The 21429-nt window shown below is 38.4% G+C and carries 21 protein-coding genes and 1 tRNA gene; 8 read left to right on the plus strand and 14 right to left on the minus strand.

Features of this window, described 5'->3' with window-relative positions; translation table 11 throughout:
* Positions 1–64: 64 nt before the first annotated feature.
* Positions 65–137: transfer RNA gene (locus P7D84_RS00005), tRNA-Thr, on the minus strand.
* Positions 138–271: 134 nt separating this feature from the next.
* On the opposite strand from P7D84_RS00005, the gene P7D84_RS00010 reads away from it, so the two are divergent.
* Positions 272–508, plus strand: coding sequence for a hypothetical protein (locus P7D84_RS00010; RefSeq protein WP_137603037.1), 237 nt, complete (start codon positions 272–274; stop codon positions 506–508).
* A 42-nt stretch (positions 509–550) separates the two neighbouring features.
* On the opposite strand, the gene upp is transcribed toward P7D84_RS00010, so the two are convergent.
* The 6 genes from upp to P7D84_RS00040 form a co-directional block, all read right to left on the minus strand.
* Complete coding sequence (gene upp / locus P7D84_RS00015) at positions 551–1180, minus strand: uracil phosphoribosyltransferase (protein ID WP_311804605.1); 630 nt, start codon at positions 1178–1180, stop codon at positions 551–553.
* Positions 1181–1244: 64 nt separating this feature from the next.
* The gene (glyA, locus tag P7D84_RS00020; protein ID WP_311804606.1) at positions 1245–2486 is read right to left on the minus strand and encodes a serine hydroxymethyltransferase; all 1242 of its coding nucleotides are present in this window, start codon (positions 2484–2486) and stop codon (positions 1245–1247) included.
* 68 nt (positions 2487–2554) lie between these two features.
* A complete protein-coding gene (locus P7D84_RS00025) occupies positions 2555–3568 on the minus strand; it encodes an L-threonylcarbamoyladenylate synthase (protein ID WP_311804607.1) in 1014 nt (337 codons plus the stop codon).
* 178 nt (positions 3569–3746) lie between these two features.
* Positions 3747–4577 (minus strand): peptide chain release factor N(5)-glutamine methyltransferase, encoded by an 831-nt coding sequence (gene prmC / locus P7D84_RS00030; RefSeq protein WP_311804608.1) that lies wholly within the window; start codon positions 4575–4577, stop codon positions 3747–3749.
* Positions 4570–5643 carry a peptide chain release factor 1 gene (gene prfA, locus P7D84_RS00035; protein ID WP_137603032.1) on the minus strand — a complete coding sequence of 358 codons (1074 nt, stop codon included), beginning with the start codon at positions 5641–5643 and terminating at the stop codon, positions 4570–4572. Before prfA ends, prmC begins: the two co-directional genes overlap by 8 nt.
* Before the next feature lie 142 nt (positions 5644–5785).
* Positions 5786–6367 (minus strand): thymidine kinase, encoded by a 582-nt coding sequence (locus tag P7D84_RS00040; RefSeq protein ID WP_311804609.1) that lies wholly within the window; start codon positions 6365–6367, stop codon positions 5786–5788.
* A gap of 370 nt (positions 6368–6737) precedes the next feature.
* Between P7D84_RS00040 and P7D84_RS00045 the strand changes: the two genes are divergently transcribed.
* The 3 genes from P7D84_RS00045 to P7D84_RS00055 all read left to right on the plus strand — a co-directional run bounded on the left by P7D84_RS00045 (position 6738) and on the right by P7D84_RS00055 (position 10314).
* Entirely contained in the window at positions 6738–8135 is a 1398-nt protein-coding gene (locus tag P7D84_RS00045) for a TrkH family potassium uptake protein (RefSeq protein ID WP_311804610.1), read from the plus strand.
* A 147-nt stretch (positions 8136–8282) separates the two neighbouring features.
* The gene (locus tag P7D84_RS00050; protein ID WP_311804611.1) at positions 8283–9635 is read left to right on the plus strand and encodes a MurT ligase domain-containing protein; all 1353 of its coding nucleotides are present in this window, start codon (positions 8283–8285) and stop codon (positions 9633–9635) included.
* Positions 9628–10314 (plus strand): type 1 glutamine amidotransferase, encoded by a 687-nt coding sequence (locus P7D84_RS00055; RefSeq protein WP_311804612.1) that lies wholly within the window; start codon positions 9628–9630, stop codon positions 10312–10314. The genes P7D84_RS00050 and P7D84_RS00055 overlap by 8 nt, the downstream gene beginning before the upstream one ends.
* A gap of 96 nt (positions 10315–10410) precedes the next feature.
* Here the strand turns inward: P7D84_RS00055 and manA are convergent, their stop codons facing one another.
* The 3 genes from manA to P7D84_RS00070 form a co-directional block, all read right to left on the minus strand.
* Positions 10411–11361, minus strand: a complete 951-nt coding sequence (manA, locus tag P7D84_RS00060; RefSeq protein ID WP_311804787.1) for a mannose-6-phosphate isomerase, class I — start codon at positions 11359–11361, stop codon at positions 10411–10413.
* A gap of 130 nt (positions 11362–11491) precedes the next feature.
* Positions 11492–12523, minus strand: a complete 1032-nt coding sequence (locus P7D84_RS00065; RefSeq protein ID WP_311804613.1) for a serine hydrolase domain-containing protein — start codon at positions 12521–12523, stop codon at positions 11492–11494.
* 169 nt (positions 12524–12692) lie between these two features.
* Positions 12693–13514, minus strand: a complete 822-nt coding sequence (locus P7D84_RS00070; RefSeq protein WP_137603025.1) for a VOC family protein — start codon at positions 13512–13514, stop codon at positions 12693–12695.
* A gap of 255 nt (positions 13515–13769) precedes the next feature.
* Here P7D84_RS00070 and P7D84_RS00075 point away from each other — a divergent pair, with 255 nt between their 5' ends.
* Positions 13770–14078, plus strand: a complete 309-nt coding sequence (locus P7D84_RS00075; RefSeq protein ID WP_311804614.1) for a rhodanese-like domain-containing protein — start codon at positions 13770–13772, stop codon at positions 14076–14078.
* Positions 14079–14161: 83 nt separating this feature from the next.
* Positions 14162–14782, plus strand: a complete 621-nt coding sequence (locus tag P7D84_RS00080) for an FMN-dependent NADH-azoreductase (protein WP_137603023.1) — start codon at positions 14162–14164, stop codon at positions 14780–14782.
* A 21-nt stretch (positions 14783–14803) separates the two neighbouring features.
* Here P7D84_RS00080 and P7D84_RS00085 read toward each other — a convergent pair whose 3' ends face one another.
* Together P7D84_RS00085 and P7D84_RS00090 are read right to left on the minus strand one after the other, a co-directional pair.
* Entirely contained in the window at positions 14804–15961 is a 1158-nt protein-coding gene (locus P7D84_RS00085) for an AI-2E family transporter (RefSeq protein ID WP_137603022.1), read from the minus strand.
* Between the two features lie 12 nt (positions 15962–15973).
* On the minus strand, positions 15974–16318 hold the full coding sequence (locus tag P7D84_RS00090) for a PTS glucitol/sorbitol transporter subunit IIA (protein WP_311804615.1): 345 nt from the start codon (positions 16316–16318) through the stop codon (positions 15974–15976).
* Positions 16319–16424: 106 nt separating this feature from the next.
* Between P7D84_RS00090 and P7D84_RS00095 the strand changes: the two genes are divergently transcribed.
* Positions 16425–17444 (plus strand): lactonase family protein, encoded by a 1020-nt coding sequence (locus P7D84_RS00095; RefSeq protein ID WP_311804616.1) that lies wholly within the window; start codon positions 16425–16427, stop codon positions 17442–17444.
* Between the two features lie 57 nt (positions 17445–17501).
* Positions 17502–17663, plus strand: coding sequence for a hypothetical protein (locus tag P7D84_RS00100; protein WP_170999751.1), 162 nt, complete (start codon positions 17502–17504; stop codon positions 17661–17663).
* A gap of 248 nt (positions 17664–17911) precedes the next feature.
* Here the strand turns inward: P7D84_RS00100 and P7D84_RS00105 are convergent, their stop codons facing one another.
* Both P7D84_RS00105 and P7D84_RS00110 read right to left on the minus strand, forming a co-directional pair.
* Positions 17912–18337, minus strand: a complete 426-nt coding sequence (locus P7D84_RS00105; RefSeq protein ID WP_311804617.1) for a hypothetical protein — start codon at positions 18335–18337, stop codon at positions 17912–17914.
* A gap of 235 nt (positions 18338–18572) precedes the next feature.
* Positions 18573–21251: a cation-translocating P-type ATPase gene (locus P7D84_RS00110; protein WP_311804618.1), complete on the minus strand. Its 2679-nt coding sequence runs from the start codon at positions 21249–21251 to the stop codon at positions 18573–18575.
* Positions 21252–21429: the final 178 nt, after the last annotated feature.

Consider the following 21429-nt stretch of genomic DNA (forward strand, 5'->3'; position numbering starts at 1 on the left):
GCACACGTTTGGCACAAAAAGAAAGACAAACCTTATTGTATCAAGGTTTGTCTTTTAGTTTAAATGCCAGCTGCAGGATTTGAACCTGTGACCTACGCGTTACGAGTGCGTTGCTCTACCAACTGAGCTAAGCTGGCAATTAGTACAAGAGAAATTATAGAAAACTTTTACGAAAAAGTAAAGTAAGATTCTTCTTAAAAAGCGATTACATGAAAAAAAGTTGAAAATATGTTAAAATAAACTATGTGATAAAAGGAGGCGTTCGAAACAGATGGCTACATTTGGCAAAATAGAGGCACACGTTGATCCTTCCGAAGCTGGGAAAAAATTCCCCGTAAAGACACACGTTATGTTCACTATTCGTGGCGAAGCCCAAACCGGGGTCGTTGCTAAACAATTGAAAAACGCGGCAGTCATTGAAATTGATGAAAAACAAGACAATGGAGACTTGATTAATCAATCCAATGGTGTCGTCGTCATCAACTATAAACAAATGAAAATCATTTAGTTTTATACGAAAAAAGCGAACCGTTTAAGCGGCTCGCTTTTTTTATTTTGTTCCGAATAAACGGTCTCCTGCATCGCCCAAACCAGGAACGATGTAGCCTTGTTCATTTAATTTATCATCTAATGCAGCTGTATAAATATCTACATCAGGATGTGCTTCTTGTAAAAGTTTTACGCCTTCAGGTGCAGCGACTAAACAAACAAATTTCATATTTGATGCCCCGCGTTTTTTCAATGAATCAATCGCCATGATTGCAGAGCCACCAGTAGCTAACATTGGATCAACGATGAACAATTGACGGCTGTCGATGTCTTCTGGCATCTTGAAGAAGTATTCATGTGGTTCAAAGGTCTCTTCATCACGAAACATACCGATATGTCCCACTTTCGCTGCTGGGATCAATTCTAAAATACCATCCACCATACCGATTCCTGCACGCAAGATTGGTACGATTGCAACTTTTTTCCCTGATAATGTTTTTTGAGTAGATACTGTAATCGGTGTTTCGATCTCTACTTCTTCTAGCGGCATATCACGAGAAACTTCATACGCCATCAACGTCGCGATTTCATTGACTACTTCACGAAAAACTTTCGTTCCGCAGTTTTTATCACGAATAATCGTTAATTTGTGTTGGATCAATGGATGATCAATTACTTGAAACTTGCCCATATTAAATTGCTCCTTTATTCTGCATTTCTCCTAATTATATGACAACTACTATCAGAAAACTAGTCTAATGTGAGTGAATTGGGTGAGATTTTGTTAATTCTAATGCAGCCTTGCGAAGCTCTACTAATTTTTCTTCGTCACCATTAGCACGTAACGTTTTAACGATTAATTCAGCAACTTGTTTTGCAGCTTCTTCGTTAAAACCACGGCTAGTAATGGCCGCTGTTCCAATACGAATGCCGCTAGTTTCTTTGAAGCTTTTTGATTCAAAAGGAATAGAATTTTTATTGACGGTGATGTGCACGCTGTCTAGTAATTCTTCTGCTGCACGACCTGTAAGATCAAAACCAGTTACTTCAATTAACAATAAGTGATTATCGCTACCGCCTGAGATTACTCTGGTTTCTGGCGTTTGGTTGAAAACTTTTACCATCGCTTGTACATTTTTTAATACTTGTTCACTATAGCTCTTAAATTCTGGCGCTAAAGCTTCTTTAAATGCCACCGCTTTGGCTGCAATTACATGTTCCAACGGCCCTCCCTGCAAACCAGGGAAAACAGCGCTGTTGATTTTTTTCGCTAATTCCGCATCATTGGTTAAAATCAATCCACCTCGTGGCCCACGCAATGTCTTATGTGTAGTTGACGTAACGATATCTGCATAAGGCACTGGGTTAGGATGAAGACCCGTTGCAACTAACCCGGCAATATGAGCCATATCAACCATTAGTTTTGCTCCAATCTCATCGGCAATTTCTCGAAAGCGCGCAAAATCAATCGTCCGACTATAAGCACTTGCACCTGCTACAATCAATTTAGGCTGATGTTTTCGTGCTAGAATACGAACGACTTCATAATCGATTGTCTCTGTATGCGGATCTACACCATAGCTGACAAAGTTATACAACTTTCCGCTGACATTGACTGGTGAGCCATGCGTTAAATGTCCTCCTGCTGATAAATCCATTCCTAAAACTGTATCACCGGGTTGGATCAATGAGAAATAGGCTGCTTGATTGGCCTGTGAGCCTGAGTGAGCTTGCACATTGGCAAATTTTGCATCAAATAATTCTTTGGCGCGATCAATCGCCAAATTTTCTACGACATCAATAAATTCACAGCCCCCATAATAACGTCGACCGGGATAGCCTTCCGCATATTTATTCGTTAAAACGCTCCCTTGTGCCATTTGTACAGCTTCTGACACAATATTTTCTGAAGCAATTAATTCAATGTTTTGTTCTTGTCGTTCTGCCTCGTGTTCAATTGCTCCCCATAGTTCGGGATCCAATGCTTTATAATCCATCCCAACGCCACCTTTCCATTTTCTGATTTTAGTATACGAAAGATTTAACAGATAATCGAATTTTTTGTTTACTTTTTTACAAAATAGTTTTGGGCAGCAGCTTTTTTCAAACGATTCATATAAGCTAATCCTAAATGATCTTCTGGAAATATCTCTGCAAAGATCACATCCACTTTATGCGCTTCGTCCAGGGCCCGTAAACCACTAAATAATCCGCGAGTCGCTGCTTCGATTGTATCTTCATCAAATACAAAACGATCAGCTGTTTTATAATTTTCTGCAATTTTCGGTGTTGCTAATAAGCCGACTTTTTGGTCTTTTTTTTCTGCCCAATCTAGCGCTTTTTCCCAATCATCTGGTCGAATCATCAAGACTGGTGTATCTGGCGAGTAATGTTTATATTTCATTCCTGGAGCCTTTGGTGTTTCACTTTCTTTGACTAAATGCTTATCTAAAGGAATTTCAATTCCTAATACATCTTCTAGCTGCTCCTTCGTCACCGCACCAGGACGTAAAATTGTCGGTACTTCGCCGCTTAAATCTAAAACAGTCGATTCTACACCAATCTGTGTCGCGCCATCGTCTAGAATACCAGCAATTTTTCCTTTTAAGTCATGATAAACGTGCATTGCTGTCGTAGGACTTGGTTTTCCTGAAGTATTTGCACTTGGTCCTACTAACGGTGCACCAGTTTCTTCAATTAAAGATAATGTTTTTTTATTATCTGGCATTCGAAATGCTGCTGTGGATAACCCCCCAGTGACCACAGGGCTCAAACTCCCTGATTTAATTGAAAAAATCAATGTCAGTGGTCCTGGCCAAAAATTTTTCACAATTTTTTCGGTCAATGGATGGTAGCTTTCCACAAATTTTTGTGTCATAGGAAAATCTACTACATGGACGATCAATGGGTTGTCACTAGGACGTCCCTTCACCGCAAAAACTTGTGCGACTGATTTTGGTAACAATGCATTAGCCCCTAGTCCATAAACAGTTTCGGTTGGAAAAGCCACCAATTCTCCTTGACGTAATAATGCTGCTGCATGATTAATTTGATCTGATTGAAAAATTTTTGTTTCCACAGTTTCTCCACAGCTCCTTTTTTTCTTTTCCTTCATTTAAACCTATTCATTGGCAAGTTATCCCCGAATTGTGGATAACGGCCTTGTCAAGTGTGCATAACTATGTTGATAACTTTTTTTATTTTTAAACACTGTTATATCAGTGTTCTTTTATGATTATTCTCACTAAAAATAATTTTTAGTAAACAACGACCATTCGATCATTGCCGGACATATCTTGATGAACAGTGACTTTTTTTTCAGGAAAAATCTTCTGGAATATTTCTTGTACAGCACTTCCTTGCTGAAAACCAATCTCCAAAAAGATCATCCCGTGCGGATTTAACAAGCTTCGACCTTCTACTGCGATTTTTTGATAGATTGCTAGTCCGTCATTTTCTGCAAACAGTGCCGTTTTAGGTTCATACGTACGGACACTCTCATCCATCAAATCCCATTCTGCTTTACTGATATAGGGCGGATTGCTGATAATAATATCTTGTTTCTCAGTTATTGCTGATAATACATCGCTGTACTTGAACTGAATCTTCGCCGCTAAATTTTTTGCATTCTCTTTAGCAACTCGCAATGCTGCTTCAGAAATATCGACAGCTGTTACTTGCCAATTTTGACGTTTCATTTTTAGACTGATTGCAATCGCTCCTGACCCCGTCCCAATATCTACAACTTTTTTGGGAAAATCTCCGTTCATAGATAAACAAAGAGCGACCAATTCTTCTGTTTCTGGTCGTGGAATCAATGTATCCGTCGTAACTTTAAAGCGATGATTGAAAAAATATTCATATCCCAATAAATACTGAGGAGGAATATTTTTCATCAGATGAGCTACATCTTGTTTAATTTGCTCCTCATCTTCTGGTGAAATCTCTTCGCGCATATGGATCAACCATTGAGTTTTATCCCATTTTTTTCGAGCTAAAAAAAGATACTCAATCGCATAGCCTTCTTTACCAGCAGCTTCTAAAAAAGAAGAAGCCCCTGACAGGACTTCTACATAAGTTTTAGCCATTTTGCATATCTTCCAGTTTCTTGGTTTGATCATACATAATCAAGGCATCGATAATCTCATCTAGCTTGCCTGCTAAGATCTGATCTAATTTTTGGATAGTTAGACCAATACGATGATCGGTCACACGATTTTGTGGGAAGTTGTACGTACGGATACGTTCAGAACGATCACCTGTACCAACTGCAGATTTACGGCTGGCATCGTATTCACTTTGCGCTTCTTGTTGGATTTTGTCATAGACGCGCGCACGTAAAATCTTCATCGCCTTTTCACGGTTTTTTATCTGTGAACGTTCATCTTGCATCGCTACAACGATTCCTGTTGGGATATGTGTCAAACGAACAGCCGATGCTGTTTTATTGACGTGCTGTCCACCGGCACCTGATGCGTGATAAATATCCGTTCGAATATCTTTGTCCGCCATATCAATCTCTACTTCTTCTGCTTCTGGCATCACTACGACTGTTGCAGTAGATGTATGGATACGCCCTTGTGATTCTGTCGACGGTACTCGTTGAACACGATGAGCGCCGCTTTCGTATTTCAATTTTGAATAGACATTATCGCCAGTGATCATCATGATGACTTCTTTGTATCCACCAATTCCTGTCACATTAGCTTCCATGACTTCTGTCTTCCAGCCTTGGCTTTCCGCATATTTTTGATACATATTGAACAGATCCCCAGCAAATAATGCGGCTTCATCCCCACCGGCTGCTCCTCGGATTTCCATGATGATGTTCTTATCATCATTGGGATCTTTGGGTAAAAGTAAAATTTTAATTTCATCTTCTAGAACTTCTTTTTCCTTTTTCAAATCAGATAGTTCTTCTTTGGCCATCTCTGCCATTTCAGCATCTAGATTTTCGCCTAACAATTCTTCTGCATCCCGGATACCTTCTACTACTTTTTTATAGCGACGATATGTGGCAACAGTTTCTCTAGTGTTGGCTTCTTCTTTTGACAGCTGCATGAAACGCTGAGTATCACTGATAACTTCTGGATCACTCAATAATTCGCCAAGCTCTTCATAACGATCTTCGATTGCTTGCAGTTGATCATACATGGATAAAATTCCTCCTAATTTTTTACTATAATTACTTTCAATCCGTTTGCGACTCATCACGTGGATCGTTCCACGAAATTTTTAGAACCTACAAAAATCAGCTTACTATTCAGCGAAACGATTCAATCACTTTTTAACGTATCTACGCTCTATGATCAATTCCCGGATGTAAATAATGTTTGCGGCACACCGGATAATAAGCTTCATTACCGCCGATTTGAACTTGATCACCTTCATAGACTGGACGTCCATCGATGTAATGCAAGTTCATTGTCGCTTTTTTATGGCAGAACCAACAAATTGTTTTTAGTTCTTCTAATTTATCAGCATAAAGCAACAAATATTTTGAGCCTTCAAACATTTCATTGCGGAAATCATTTTTTAAGCCGAAAGCCATCACTGGAATATCCAGTTCATCTACAACCTGAGCCAATTGGATAACATGTTCTTTCGTTAAAAACTGTGATTCATCGATGAGCACACAATAAGGTTTGTAATCAAGACTGTTAATAAATTCAAAAATATTGGTCTCAGGAAAAATCGGTACCGCCGAGCGGCTCAACCCGATCCGGCTAGAGATCGTTCCTACGCCTTCACGCGTATCCAATCCACTGGTCATCAAGACCACCGGTTTATTTTGTTCCTCATAATTATGGGCAACTTTTAAGATTTCAATCGTCTTACCACTATTCATTGCACCATATTTAAAAAAAAGCTGGGCCATTTCTTGTCACCTTTCCCTTTTGTTCCTATCGTATTATAGCGGAAAAGCTAGATTATTTACAGTAATAATTTTCAAGAACGTACCGTCTTAGTAGAATCATTTACTATTTTCAAGAAAGTCGTGGTTGACTGTTAAACAAATGACTTGTGCCCATTTTTTATAATTGGCGTCAGTCCTGTAGAGCAATTGCGAAAAACTTTGATGACAGATCACGCTATGATAGCTAAGATCAGGAGCCAATCAAGTGCCGACAACGGCTCTTTTCTTACTGATTTGGCGGAAGTTTTTTTTATAGAACCATGCTATACTGAACTTATTGTTAAAAATTTTACTGTTCAAATTTTTGAATAGATCATCAAAGGAGTTTTTCATGAATTTTGATCGACGAGTTAGTTTTTTCAAAAAAAATTGGCAAAAAATAAACAATCACTTTTCTTCGATTCAGATCATCGTCTTTTATTACTTAGCAATGACCGTGTTGGCATTGATTTTGTTTCATCTGCCTGCTTTTCGCGAACCTGATTCACACGTTTCATTTTTAGATATGGTCTTTATGGCGATCTCAACGATTTCAGTTACTGGCTTAACAACGTTTGATATCAATTCAGTCTTTAATGACGCCGGTGTTTTAGTGTTAGAAGTTTTATTTCACATCGGCGGTTTAGGAATCATGATGATCACTACCTTCTTTTTTATTGTGTCCAAACGACGGATCACTTTGAAACAGCGGCAATTAATCATGACCGATATGAACCAGCCCCGACTTAGCGGCATCGTCAACTTAATCCGGGTCACTTTTACGATGCTGCTAGCAATCGAAGTTCTCTTTGGCACGATTTTTTCCCTTTATTTTTATCTTGCCGGTTATTATCAAAAAATCTCCGAAGCAATCTTTTTTGGTTTTTATCAATCGATCTCTGCGCTGACCAATTCTGGTTTTGATGTGACTGGAGAATCGATCATCCCTTTTTCTCATGATGTGTTTTTCATCGTTACGATTATGCTTTTGATTTTTATCGGTGGAATCGGTTTTCCAGTTTTGATGGATTTTCATGGTTGGATCTTTCATAAGAAATCTTATTCAAAACTGCCTTTTCGCTTCAGCCTTTTTTCAAAGATCGCTTTATTAGCATTCTTTGTACTTTTTATCGGCGGCGCTGTTGCAATCTGGTTATTAGAGAAAGATCATAGTTTTGCTGACATGAATGTGTTTGATCAATGGCTGAATTCTTCATTTTACTCTATGACGACACGGAATGCCGGCCTGCAGATCCATGACTTGTCCAGTTTTCAAAATACGACGTTGATTATTTTTGCCTTGTTAATGTTTATCGGCTGTTCTCCTAGTTCTGTCGGTGGCGGGGTGCGAACTACAACGATTGCTATTATCGGTTTGTATTTGTACTCTTTTTTGAAAAATGAAAATGACATCAACGTATTTGGTCGGAAGATTGCTCAAGAAGATGTTCGTAAATCAGTGGTCGTCTTTATGCTCTCTGCGGGGATGTGTTTGTTCAGTATCCTCTTTTTAACGGCGACTGAAGATCAATCCTTGATTTCAATCATTGTTGAGGTTACTTCTGCTTTTGGGACAACGGGACTTTCACTAGGCATCACTGCTGATCTTTCTAATACTGGAAAAATTATGATTGCTATTTTGATGTTCATCGGCCGCGTCGGAATGCTGTATACGTTGCTGCTTTTTGTACCGAAAGAAACCCAAGATTTAGGCTATGAATTTCCAGAAGAAAAGATTATTATTGGCTAGGAGCAAATTCTTGCTCCGGCTTTTTTTGTGAAAGAACTTTTCACTATTCCAACTGATTAGAACCTTAAGAAAAAGGAAAGCTGTTTAAACTTTGTTTTTAAATATGATAAGATAAATTAAATTTGTTACAGACATGGAGGATGTATGATGAGCTTACGTAGTCAATTGGCGATCACTGCTGGTAGAAGCGCTCAATGGGTATTGAAAACTTTTTTTAAAGGCGGATCGAGTTATCCCGGTCAGCTTGCTTTAAAAATGGACCCTAAAATTTTAGATACTTTAGTAAAAGATTACAAAGTCGTCGTCGTGACCGGAACTAACGGGAAAACATTGACGACTGCTTTAACTGTTAATATTTTAAAACAAGAATTTGATGATGTACTAACAAACCCCACTGGTGCTAATATGGCACAAGGAATCGTCTCAACTTTTTTGAAAGCAAAAGGAAAAAAAGGCGGCAAAAAAATTGCAGTTCTAGAGATTGATGAAGCTAGTCTAAGCAAAGTGACTGAGTACATCAAGCCGGAATTGTTCTTATTCACTAATATTTTCCGTGACCAAATGGATCGATATGGTGAGATTTATACGACTTATAAATTAATCGTTGACGGCGCGGCAAAGTCCCCGGAGGCTCCGATTTTATGTAATGGGGATTCTCCTATTTTTAATTCCTTAGAAACGGTCAATCCGCGAAAATATTATGGTTTTGATCATTTGCCTGATGAAGATCAAGAGGCCCATTACAATACTGATGGCCTGCTTTGTCCAAAATGTCAGCATATTTTACGGTATAAAATGATTACTTACGCCAACCTTGGAAAATACTATTGTCCCAACTGTGGTTTTCATCGTCCAGAATTGGATTATCAACTGACTGAAATAACAGCCATGGACAATCAATCTTCAGAATTTGTAATCGATGAACAAGCCTATAAAATCGAAGTTGGCGGGATGTACAACGTCTACAATGCATTAGCAGCGACAGCCGTGGCGGAATACTACGGTGTTTCAAAAGAGAAAATCAAACGCGGCTTAGGCTATGATGAAAAAGTTTTTGGCCGACAAGAAGAATTCGACATCGCTGGAAAAAAATGCACATTGGTCTTAGTAAAAAATCCTGTTGGTTTGAACCAAGTAATCGACATGATCGGTTTAGCACCTTATCCTTTCTCACTGGTCTCATTATTGAATGCGAATTATGCAGACGGTATCGACATCAGTTGGATCTGGGATGGTAATCACGAAGCCTTTGCTGAAATGGATATTCCTGCAGTGATTGCAGGCGGCGATCGCCATACGGATATGGCATTGAGATTACGTGTTGCCGGTATTCCTGATGAGAAGTTGACTGAGACAGAAAGTTTAACAGACGTGATTGAAAAGATTCAACAACTGCCGACTGATCACGTGTATATCTTAGCAACTTACACTGCCGTTTTACAATTACGCAAAGAATTAGCCCAACAAGGCTACATCAATGGAGGTATGGATCGTGGCTAACTATGAATTGAACTTAGCACATTTATACGGGAATTTATTGAATACTTACGGGGATAATGGGAATCTCTTGACTTTAAATTATTATGCCAAACAAATGGGCATCCAAATCCACTCAGAGATTGTCAGTATCTATCAAGAATTCGATCCAAATAAATATGATTTTGTTTTTATTGGCGGCGGACAAGATTACGAGCAAGTGATCGTCTCCAAAGACATCCAAACAAAAAAAGAAGACTTGACTCGATACATTGAAAATAATGGTGTATTATTGTCAATCTGCGGCGGCTACCAATTGTTAGGCCACTATTACATTGGAGCAAATGGCGAAAAAATTGAAGGAATCGGTGCGTTGGATCACTATACTTTGAGTCAAGATAACCATCGCTTCATTGGTGATATTGAGATTCACAATGAAGAATTTGGCGAAACTTATTATGGTTTTGAAAATCACAATGGCCGTACCTTTTTAGGAAAAGGTGAACGTCCCCTTGGCACAATCGTTAAAGGCAATGGAAATAACGGTGAAGATCAAGGCGAAGGCGTCATCTACAAAAATGTCTACGGTTCATATTTTCACGGACCAATCTTAGCTCGTAACAAGTCATTAGCTGTGCGTTTGCTTCATACTGCTTTAAAAAATAAATATGGCGAATCGGTAGAATTACCGCAACTTCCATAAATAAAATCGGGGCTGTGACAGATTGCTGTCACAGCCCCTTAACTATTTATAAAAAAGTCGGCTTAGTTTTTCGCATCTTTCTAATCGATGACCTGATTATTCTCCTGGTGTCGAAGCGATGATTTTCATTTCGCCTCCCACTTTCCATTCAGTGATCTGTGCTGGCAAAATACAACTTGTCCCTGGCTTCATTTCGTAACTTTGATCGTTGACAATCAGATTTCCGTACCCTTCAATTACAGTTACAAGCGTATAATCTCCTGTTTTTTTCAAAGAAAGTTCACCAACGACATCCCATTCGTAGACATTGAAAAAATCTGTTTTCAAATAAGTAACGACAGATGATTTTCCTTTTTTACTTTCTGATACTTCTAATTCTGGGCTGATTGCAGGTACTGTCGTCACATCAATGGATTGTTGGATGTGTAATTCACGGGTGTTGCCTTGATCATCTTTTCGATCATAATCATACACTCGATAAGTCGTATCTGAGCTTTGCTGCGTTTCTAAAATCATGATGCCTTTTCCGATTGCATGAATCGTTCCGCTTGGCACATAGAAAAAATCACCTTTTTTTACTGGAACACGACGAAGCAGATCATCCCAGCGTTCTTCTTTAATCATTTCGGCTAGTTCTTCACGTGTTTTAGCATTGTGTCCATAAACGATTTCTGAACCTGGTTTAGCATTGATAATGTACCAACATTCTGTTTTTCCTAATTCGCCTTCGTGTTCCAATCCATAGCTATCATCTGGATGGACTTGAACAGACAGATCATCTTCAGCATCTAAGATTTTAGTCAATAACGGGAACACATCCCCTTTTGCATGACCAAATAATTCTCGATGTTCAGTCCAAAGGTCACTGACTTTCCAGCCTTTGTAAGGTCCGTTTTCTACGATGCTGACACCGTGTGGATGCCCGCTGATCGCCCAGTCCTCTCCAATTTTTTCATTAGGGATATCAAAACCAAAAATGGTATGCAGCTGATTGCCGCCCCAAATTTTTTCTTGAAAAACTGGTTGTAAAAATAATGGTTCCATGATTTTTGCTCCTTTTACTGTATTATTTTTTCTAGTAGAAAATAAGGTACATTGACAAACCTATCCTATTGATAGTTTGCTGCTCATTTGCACAACTTTTTTAATCAACTCAAGTGATCGATTAAAAATCTAATTACTTTTGATACCTCGTTGCCCGTTCTTGTAAATAGCTGGCTAAGATCTCATCACGCTGGATTACATAACTAGCGCGGTGGTCACTAGGATGTACACGATTGGATAGAAAAATAAACGCAGACTGCTTTATGATATCCAACACAAGAAAAGTCCCGGTATATCCGGTATGGAAAAGCAGCACTGATTGATCAAGCGGACTAAATTTCAAATCCCAACCAATCGAGCGCTTCCCTTTTCCTGATGGGGTCTGATCGTCCAATAATTCTCGGATTGTTTCCTCTTTTAAATAAATCATATCCTTTATATGTCCGAGATTCAAATACATTTTTGCAAATTTACTTAAATCTTTCACAGTCGTAAATAATCCTGCATTACCGGCATGTGCAGCTAAAACCCGCGCTTTGGGATCATGAGTCTTCCCTTTCAAAATGGTACCATCAGCCAATTTTTGAGTGGGCACGATTTTATCATAAGGAGCTTGCGGCAAAAAAAGACTGTCTGTCATTCCTAACGGCTGCAATACTTCTTCTTTAAAAACAGCTACTGCATCTTTTTGATAATATTTCTCAAGCAAAAAACCTAGTAAAATTGTTCCTGCATCGGTATATTGCACAATTTCTCCCAGCTGATCACCAGGTTGTAAGGTCAAATACGCTGCACGCAATTCTTCTGCATTTAATTGGTCACGTTGTGGGATATACGTCTTGATATCTGACGTATGTGTTAATAAATGACGCAATGTGATCGATTCATTTTGAAATTCTGGCAATATTTCATGCAAGGACTGATCCCAAAAAAGCTGACCGGCTTCTTTTAATTTCAGCAACATTGTCGTCGTACAAACAACTTTGGTTAACGAAGCCACATCAAAAAGAAAATCCTCTTGCATCAAAATTTCTTCCGGATCCACTTGGCTATTGCCTAAAACGTGGTTCTCTTCACGATCGTCTTCGATAAAACTAAAAACAGCACCAGGAAAAACACCGGCTTGTCTTTTTTCTTCAATCAAGCGAAGTGTTTTAGGATACATAAAACTCCTCCTTTTTTGGAAAGTATCCTTATAAATTAACAAATTATTTATTATTAATAAAATACAGATTTTTAAGCTGTATAACAATGTTTGTCTACCCTTTAGGCGTTGGAATCATGTTCGATTGATTGCATAAAAAGACGTGACATCAACTAGTCACGTCTTTTTTTTATTTCAATACGAACCACCATTCGATCCCAGCTGCATCGTAGAGTGTAATCAAAGTTTCTTTTTTATCGCAGAAATAGTCTAATTTCTCTTCATTCAAATGCTTGTGTAATTCTAATAACTTTTCTTTAGACACTTTGAATTGTAGAAAATCCAAGCCTAACACTTTATCTGTTGGCAAATCAATCGTGCCGCCTGTCGCTGTCGTTAAGCCTACATTAAATTCGCCGCGATTCAACAACAGCTCTTCTTTGCTTTCATCATGGACAGTCAATCCTAAAATATCGGCTAGAAATGCTTGCTGTTTTTCCACATCACTGACATTTAAATGAATCTTGTCAAAATAAGCAGCATGGATCTTTTCACGTTTGGTCGATTCTTTCAACAATTCAGTAGAATCCAATTCAATCGGTTCTGCAATCGATCGTTCATTACTAGGTGCATAGAAAATCTCAAGTTCGTTGCCTTCAGGATCTTCAAAAAGTAATCCCTTTTCCTCATCCGCTTGCAAAGCTGATTTGACTGGATAGTCTGCCTTTTCTGCACGATAATAAACATTGGCTAGTTCTTCAATGTTCGGTACAACTAATGACACTCGCTGCATTTTCTTAATCTCGCCACGATGTTCATCTGCCCGTGGACTTTCCTCCAACCAAAGCAATTCACTGGCTGGATCTTTGTATCCTAAAATCGCTAATTCATTTTCTTCTCGCAATAAATGAAGGCCAATGATATCTCGGTAAAAGTGGATCATGCCATCACGATCACGTACCCGAATAGCGATTGTTTTTAAATGAAGTTTTCCTAACTGAAAGTTTTCCATTATTTTCTTCCCTCCGTCATTACCATTTTACCGATGCCTTCAAATTCACGCAAGTGATATCCTTTCCATAGATAGAAAAGGGATTTTTTCTCTTTTGGGTGACTAGAAACTCAGTGGAATTGATGAGTTGAATTTTTTTGACTGTTTTCTTTACTTTTCTTCAAATTCATTTAAACTACTAGGAGAAAACTTGAATCTAATCCATTCATCAATTAAAGTGGGAATCAATCTAAAAAGAAAAGGCTGTTGAAAAAAATGACTTATTCCGTAACAATTAACGAATTTATGCTGCTAGCGGCAAATGAATCCATCGAGATTTTAGATTTGAGAGATCCTGAATTTATCGATTCTTTTGAATTATTAAAAGGCCCAGCTGTCACTCAGATTTCTTTAACTCAGTTACCTAATTGCTTAGACCAACTTGACAAAAGTAAAACGTATTACCTGTTTACTCAATTTGGTGGTCGCTCCAAAACTATGGCGCAATTTTTACGCAAGGAAGGGTTTCAAGTGGTCAACGTAATTGGTGGTGCGACTGCCTATCAGCATTATCTAGCTAGTTGAACTTAATCATTAAGCAGATAAATTGTCTATGGTCCTTATTTTGTGTAGGATTTGCTTATAACTAATTTTAAGGAGTGTTAATTTTGGCCAACGTTCTAATCGTGAATGCCCATCCATTGACCGCAGAAAATTCACAAACAGTGACCGTTTTAGAAACTTTTATCGAAGCACATCAAGCTAGTCATCCTGAAGATGTTTTTACCACGCTGGATTTGTATCATATGGATCTTCCAGAGATCGATAGTGACCTCTTGCTAGCTTGGCAATCATTGCAAAAAGGGGCTGTATTTACCGATTTGACTACTGCTCAGCAAGAAAAAGTTCGTGTTTTTAATGAATTCACTGATCAATTTTTAGCTAGTCAAAAAATCGTAATCGCTAACGCCTTATGGAATCTAAATATCCCTACCAGATTAAAAGCTTGGTTCGATACGATCAACGTTGCTGGAAAAACATTCAAATATACTGCAGATGGACCAATCGGCTTAGTTACTGATAAAAAAGCTCTGCATATCCAATCAAGCGGCGGTACGTATCAAGGGCAAGATTTTTCTGCTCAGTATGTCAAAGGAATCTTAAATTTTATTGGGATTACTGATTTTGATTCTATCTATATTGAAGGCGCTGATTACGATCCAGAAAAAGCCCCTGAAATCATGGATAAAGCAAAAGAAATGGCTCGATCATTAGCTGCACAATTTTAATCAATCAAAAAAACCTGTCGACTAGTCGACAGGTTTTTTTTCTTCTTCATAAAGATTTGAAACGCCTTTATACCATTCAAACACATGGATAGCGACCACTTTCATTACTGCATAAAAAGGGATTCCTAAGATGATGCCCGTGATACCAAATATCTTACCAGCCGTTAACAACACGAACATGATTGTGATTGGATGGATCTTCAACTGATTGCCCAAAACTAATGGGGAAACGATCCGTCCTTCGATCGTCTGTTCGATCACAAAAACAATGATCACTTTGACTAACATGACTGGACCAGTAACAATCGCGATAAAAATTACTGGTACCATTGCGAAAAATGAGCCTAAATAAGGAACCAAATTTAAAAATCCAGCTAAGATACCCAATGTGATTGCATATTTCATCCCTACTAATGAAAATCCGATGATAAACATCACTGCTACTGAAAAAGCCACTGTCAATTGACCCCGGATATAAGAAGCCAGTTGGGAATTTATTTCTGACATGACCTTCAATGTTGGTTTCCGAGTTTTGGTCGGTAGAAAATTAAGGATATAGGGGGCCAAGCGATTGCCATCTTTTAATAAGAAAAACAAAATGATCGGTGCAGTAATCAATGCGATCACTACAGTAGCTACTGTTGAAACAACACTACCCAAGCCTTGTAAAGTCATACGTGAAATATTTTGTGCCGTTTCAGTCAATGACCCTAGTATTTTTTGTAGACTGTTGTCAACGTGCTGCTGAAATGGTTTGAAAGCTGGATCTTTAAAAATTTCATTTGCTTTGTCACTGATTGTATCAAAATAACCTGGCAAACTCTGCATCATCGATCCTATTTGTTCACGAATCTGTGGAATGATTACTACCACACCCCAAATAAGCAAAGCGATGACTGCTATAAAAAGCAAGACAATCGCCAACGTTCGATTCAACCCTTTTTTTTCTAAAAAGTTGATCACAGGATTCATTAAATAATAAAGAATCCCCGCAATGACGACAGGTAGACCTACAATGGCAAAAAATTGTCCAACAGGTTCGAAAAGGTAGGATACTTTTGTAAAAACCAAGGTAATCAGCAGCAGCAATAATACAATAATCAATGCTACAACGACTTGGCTATTTAAAAACCATTTCCAAAACCAAGAAGTTTTTTGTGCTAATTTCTTTTTATCCACTTACTCACGCTCCTACTGAAAGATAATTTTCATTCCAACTTCCAATGCTGGAAGTTTTTCTGGGGTGACATAAATTGCGTTAGGGACCGCCCCCACTTCTTTTTGGAAAAAGATCGTCGCATGACCGATCTCATTTAGATTTTGATTTGCTAACGGCCCTACACTATTTACCTGATATGTTTGATCTCCGAAAATCAGTTGTCCTCCTTTTTTTAAGGCAATCGGATCTTCATTCAGTGCTTTTTGTACAATCGAAACATCCAATAAGTCTGATGTAATTGTCTGACCAAAAAGAACTAAAATCTTTTCATCATCAACGGCATTTTCTCCAATTTGAGTAATTTCTGTTGCTGTCATCTGTCACACTCTTTTCTCAGTTATTTTTCAATTATATCACAAAGTTAGCGCTATCCAAGCGAGAATAAACTTGCTAGAATGTAGATATCATGAAGGAGGTTTTTTTATGATCCATAAAATACTTTTAGGTACCTACACTCGACGAATCAGTCAAGGAATTTACCAAATCGAACTCGATACTTCAACTGAAACATTAACAAATCTCAATTTAGTAACAGCAGAAACCAGTCCCACCTATCTTGCTAAAAGCAACGAACACGTTCTTTATTCTGTCACCAGTCGGGATGATCAAGGTGGACTATCCAGTTATAATCAACAAAATGAATTTTTGAATGCGGTGACAGAAGAAGGCGCTGCACCTTGCTATGTAGCAGTTGATGAAGCTCGTCAATTAGTTTATGGAGCAAATTATCATAAAGGCGAACTAAACACTTATAAAATCCAACCAGATGGTTCACTTAAAGCTGCTGCATCACTTTTTCATTCTGAGCCTACAGGTCCTCATAAAAATCAAGACAAAGCCCATACCCATTACACTGATTTGACACTTGATCAACGCTTAGTTGTTTGTGACTTAGGAACAGATCGCGTATACACATATGACGTTTCTGCTACAGGAGATGTAGAAGAAGTTGCTGTTTATGTAGCGGAACCTGGCACAGGTCCTCGTCATCTAGTCTTCCATCCTACTAAAATGATCGCTTATCTTTTTGGTGAATTAGATAGCAGCGTGAGTGTTTTAGCCTATGACAGTACCGACGGCAGCTTTACTCAAAAACAAAAAATTTCAACTTTACCAAAAGATTTCAGCGGTGACAATGGCGGTGCAGCCATCCGCGTATCCAATGATGGACGTTTCTTATATGCCTCTAATCGGGGACACAATTCCATTGCTGTCTTTGCCATTGCAGAAACTGGATTGACTATTGAGCGGATCCAATCCATTGCCACAGAAGGTGATTTCCCAAGAGATTTTGCTTTAAGTCCAGACAATAAATACATTGTTGTTGCCAACCAAAACAGTGACAACTTGACTCTTTATCGTCGTGACAATGAGAGTGGGCGCTTAACCATGATCCAAAAAGATGTCTTTGCACCAGAAGCTGTTTGTGTATATTTTGATTAATCAACTTCTACCAATTAGCTGATACGACAAACTATTTGATTAAGAAAGGACGTTTCTATGGACAAAGAAGCCGTTATTGAACGACTAAAAAAAGAGTTGGGCTTGCCCAATTTTAAAGGTCGTTTAGAGGAAAAAGAGTACACCGAGGAAGATTATCAAAAAATAAAAAAAGAGTTGAATGACTATTTCGAAAACTATGTAAGAAATATTGAAAATTAAGGAACAAAACTGACCATTGAATCATTTGGTCAGTTTTTTCTTATTAACGTACCCTAAACAATCTCTCCACAAAAAAAAAGCACCGATCGGCAAATCGGTGCAAAAGGAGTATTACATAAATGCAATGAAAAAGAAAAGGTTGTTATTGGTTATGGATTAATCATACCCGATTCTCTTCTTACTGTACTTAAAATAACGTTATAATACAATTAAAAAACCTTTGTTCTATTTGTATTTTGGATTGATCACTATTTCAATAACAAATTTGTGATTTTTTGAATTGTTTTATAAATTGTATCTGTCGCAGCATCCTGTTTTTTTTCAGCAGCATTGAAAGCTTCTTCATCTACTTCTGGCAATAAACTATTCGTCATTTCTTGGCAGCCAGCGACATATTGGATATAGGCTTTCTCAAAGTTTTTGTGATTGCCCATCACTTTCGGCGGAGCTTTAAGCAAACTGATTTTCTCTAAATTCAGTTGGTAAAATTGCGTCCCTTCTTTAAATAATTCATGAATCTCTGACAAGCGTGTTTGATCGAAAGCCGCAATATTCTTCTCATCCAAAGCTTTACGGATTTCTTCATAGCTTGGATGCAAACGTTCGCCCATTTTTTCTGTATTTTGAACAATTTCATTGATTTCTCGTGCATAAAACCCTGTATTAGGTCGCATTCCTTTATTCCTACTTTCTATCTTTTGATACCTTCATTTTACCGATTTTTAATCGAGATGCAAAGCCACTCAGTAAATATTAAACATTGTTTCACTTTCTGGTCATCCTGAAAAAATCTAATAGATAATCGACCCATCCATTTTTAGCAAAAAAGAACTTTATAGATTAATTCACTTGATAAATAAAAAAACTTCGTATGACTCCTAGGAACTCATACGAAGTTTTATTTTTAACTTAATCTGCTTTTTGTGCGCTTCGTTGGAAAACTTTTACAATTTCAACGATTGGAATAATCGCAAACGATGCACCAATAACGATTCCCCATTGATATAGATCAAGATGGGCTACTCGGAAGACATCATTTAATCCAGGCACTACAATGATTATCATCATCAATATAAAGGAAAGCAAGATTGCCCAGTTAAAGCTCTTGTTGCGGAATGCGCCGACTTTGAACAATGACTGGTGAACAGATTTCACATTGAAAGCATGGAACAATTGCATCAAGCCTAATGTCGCAAATGCCATTGTCAATGCATCAGAATGAATCTCAACATAACTTGTGTGAACCGGCCATTGGATTGCCGACCAATAAACAAACAATACTGTTGCCGCTTCTAAGATCCCTTGATAGATGATACTTGAGAAGACTCCTCCAGAAAATAAGTTTGAGCTGCGTCCTCTCGGTTTATGCAACATCAAATCTTTTTCTGCTGGTTCCATCCCTAGTGCAATCGCTGGGAACGTATCTGTCACTAAGTTGATCCACAATAAATGGATCGGCAGCAATGTATCCCAACCAAGTAACGTAGCAATAAACAGAGTTAACACTTCACCTAAATTGGCTGCTAACAAATATTGGACAGCTTTTTGAATATTTGAAAAGACTTTTCGCCCTTCTTCAACAGCAACAACAATCGTTGCAAAGTTATCATCAGCAAGGACCATATCAGAAGCTCCTTTAGACACCTCTGTCCCAGTGATTCCCATACCAATACCAATATCCGCCTGTTTCAATGCAGGGGCATCATTGACACCATCACCTGTCATAGCAACTACTTTGCCTTCTTTTTGCCATGCTTTTACGATTCGAACTTTATGTTCTGGAGAAACACGAGCATAAACAGAATAACGTTCGACATTTTGAGCAAATTCTTCATCAGACATCTCATTTAATTGTGCACCCGTCAATACTGCATCATCGTCACCTTTTTCGATGATTCCTAAACGAACAGCGATCGCTTCGGCAGTATCTTTGTGGTCTCCTGTAATCATCAGTGGACGAACACCTGCTTCTTTAGCTACTCGAACAGCTTCTGCTGCTTCAGCTCGTTCAGGGTCGATCATACCAACTAAGCCAGCGAAGATCAGGTCATTTTCGATTATTTCAGTTTCTAATTCTGCAGGAACTTGATCAACATATTTATAAGCCATTCCTAAAACACGCAATGCTTGTTGAGCCATGTCCTTATTATTTGCCAAAATAGCTTGTTTTTCTTTGTCTGTCATTGAGATGACTTGACCATTCAACAAGATTTGTGATGTGCGATTAAGCAAGACATCAGGCGCACCTTTTACAGCGACTAAAATCTTCCCGCTTTTTTCTTGATGCAAAGTACTCATCAATTTACGATCTGAATCAAATGGCAACTCTCCTACACGAGGTTCTTCAGCCACTTTTTCACGAACATCAAAATCATTGTTCAACCCGAATTGGACCAATGCCGTTTCAGTTGGATCACCAATCAAACTACCATCTTGAGCAATTTTTGTATCATTCGCATAGTTCATTACTTTCATCGCCATGCTATCGACTGGTACTTCGCCGTTAGCATCGTATTGATGATCGTCTACATATAATTTTTCAACGGTCATTTGATTCAGTGTCAATGTTCCCGTTTTATCTGAAGCGATAATATCCGTTGAACCTAATGTTTCCACAGCTGGCAATTTACGGATGACAGAATTTCTTTTTGCCATTACTTGTGTTCCTAAAGCAAGGATAATCGTCACAATCGCTGGCAATCCTTCTGGAATAGCCGCAACAGCTAATGAGATTGAAGTCAACAACATATCGACCCAAGAAGTATCATTGAAGACTGTTCCAACAAAGAACATCACAACAGCGATGATGATAATAGCAAGGGTCAAGAATTTTCCTAATTGATTCAAATTATTTTTAAGCGGTGTCTCGGTCTCATCTGCTTGTGCCAACATCCCGGCGATTTTTCCGACTTCGGTATTCATCCCGGTATTAACAACGACCCCTTTACCACGCCCGTAAGTAACATTACTATTTGAGTAAGCCATATTGACACGATCACCAATACCGACTTCGCCTTCTTCAATCACAATCAATTCTTTTTCAACCGGAACAGATTCACCAGTCAATGCTGCTTCTTCGATTTTTAATGAAGCAATTTCAAGCAATCGTAAGTCTGCCGGTACAACATCTCCTGCTTCTAACATGACGATATCACCAGGAACTAAATCTGTTGATTTTACTGAACGAGTATGACCATCCCGCAAAACATTGGCATTTGGCGTTGACATTTCTCGCAAGGCCTCAATCGCTTGTTCTGCTTTAGATTCTTGGACGACACCCATTACCGCATTGATGACAACAACGGCTAAGATAATGATAGAATCAACTACTTCATGAGAAACAACGGCTGAAATCACTGCTGCAAATAGTAAGACAATAATCATTAAATCTTTGAATTGTTCTAAGAAGCGAACGAGCATACTTTTCTTTTCGCCCTCATCCAATTCATTTTGACCATACTCACTTAAACGTTTCTCCGCCTCAGCAGAGGTCAATCCCTCTTCGGTCGTTTGAACTTCCGCCAAAACCTGTTCCTTTTCTTCTGAGTAAAAAGGCTTTAGTAGTTGTTGCTTTTTCTCCTCTGACATTATTTTCCTCCTTAAATTGGTGTTCTACTTGGAAGTAAAAAAATAGACTTGTGTATGCGAAAAGACACATACATAAGTCTCACTATTTAAGACAACACCAGAAAAATTTCTTTTCTTGCTGGTGGCGTTGTCACAGCTTGTGCTGCTAGTTACTCCCTCATGAATACAAAACGAATTA

The organism is Enterococcus dongliensis (assembly GCF_031927985.1).
GTDB lineage: Bacteria > Bacillota > Bacilli > Lactobacillales > Enterococcaceae > Enterococcus_A > Enterococcus_A dongliensis.

Bases quoted from the DNA above. Each gene is read 5' to 3' on its own strand.
- P7D84_RS00010 (WP_137603037.1), top strand. From the start codon at position 272: ATGGCTACATTTGGCAAAATAGAGGCACACGTTGATCCTTCCGAAGCT.
- upp (WP_311804605.1), bottom strand. From the start codon at position 1,180: ATGGGCAAGTTTCAAGTAATTGATCATCCATTGATCCAACACAAATTA.
- glyA (WP_311804606.1), bottom strand. From the start codon at position 2,486: ATGGATTATAAAGCATTGGATCCCGAACTATGGGGAGCAATTGAACAC.
- prmC (WP_311804608.1), bottom strand. From the start codon at position 4,577: ATGGCTAAAACTTATGTAGAAGTCCTGTCAGGGGCTTCTTCTTTTTTA.
- prfA (WP_137603032.1), bottom strand. From the start codon at position 5,643: ATGTATGATCAACTGCAAGCAATCGAAGATCGTTATGAAGAGCTTGGC.
- P7D84_RS00040 (WP_311804609.1), bottom strand. From the start codon at position 6,367: ATGGCCCAGCTTTTTTTTAAATATGGTGCAATGAATAGTGGTAAGACG.
- P7D84_RS00045 (WP_311804610.1), top strand. From the start codon at position 6,738: ATGAATTTTGATCGACGAGTTAGTTTTTTCAAAAAAAATTGGCAAAAA.
- P7D84_RS00050 (WP_311804611.1), top strand. From the start codon at position 8,283: ATGAGCTTACGTAGTCAATTGGCGATCACTGCTGGTAGAAGCGCTCAA.
- P7D84_RS00065 (WP_311804613.1), bottom strand. From the start codon at position 12,523: ATGTATCCTAAAACACTTCGCTTGATTGAAGAAAAAAGACAAGCCGGT.
- P7D84_RS00070 (WP_137603025.1), bottom strand. From the start codon at position 13,514: ATGGAAAACTTTCAGTTAGGAAAACTTCATTTAAAAACAATCGCTATT.
- P7D84_RS00075 (WP_311804614.1), top strand. From the start codon at position 13,770: ATGACTTATTCCGTAACAATTAACGAATTTATGCTGCTAGCGGCAAAT.
- P7D84_RS00090 (WP_311804615.1), bottom strand. From the start codon at position 16,318: ATGACAGCAACAGAAATTACTCAAATTGGAGAAAATGCCGTTGATGAT.
- P7D84_RS00095 (WP_311804616.1), top strand. From the start codon at position 16,425: ATGATCCATAAAATACTTTTAGGTACCTACACTCGACGAATCAGTCAA.
- P7D84_RS00100 (WP_170999751.1), top strand. From the start codon at position 17,502: ATGGACAAAGAAGCCGTTATTGAACGACTAAAAAAAGAGTTGGGCTTG.
- P7D84_RS00105 (WP_311804617.1), bottom strand. From the start codon at position 18,337: ATGCGACCTAATACAGGGTTTTATGCACGAGAAATCAATGAAATTGTT.
- P7D84_RS00110 (WP_311804618.1), bottom strand. From the start codon at position 21,251: ATGTCAGAGGAGAAAAAGCAACAACTACTAAAGCCTTTTTACTCAGAA.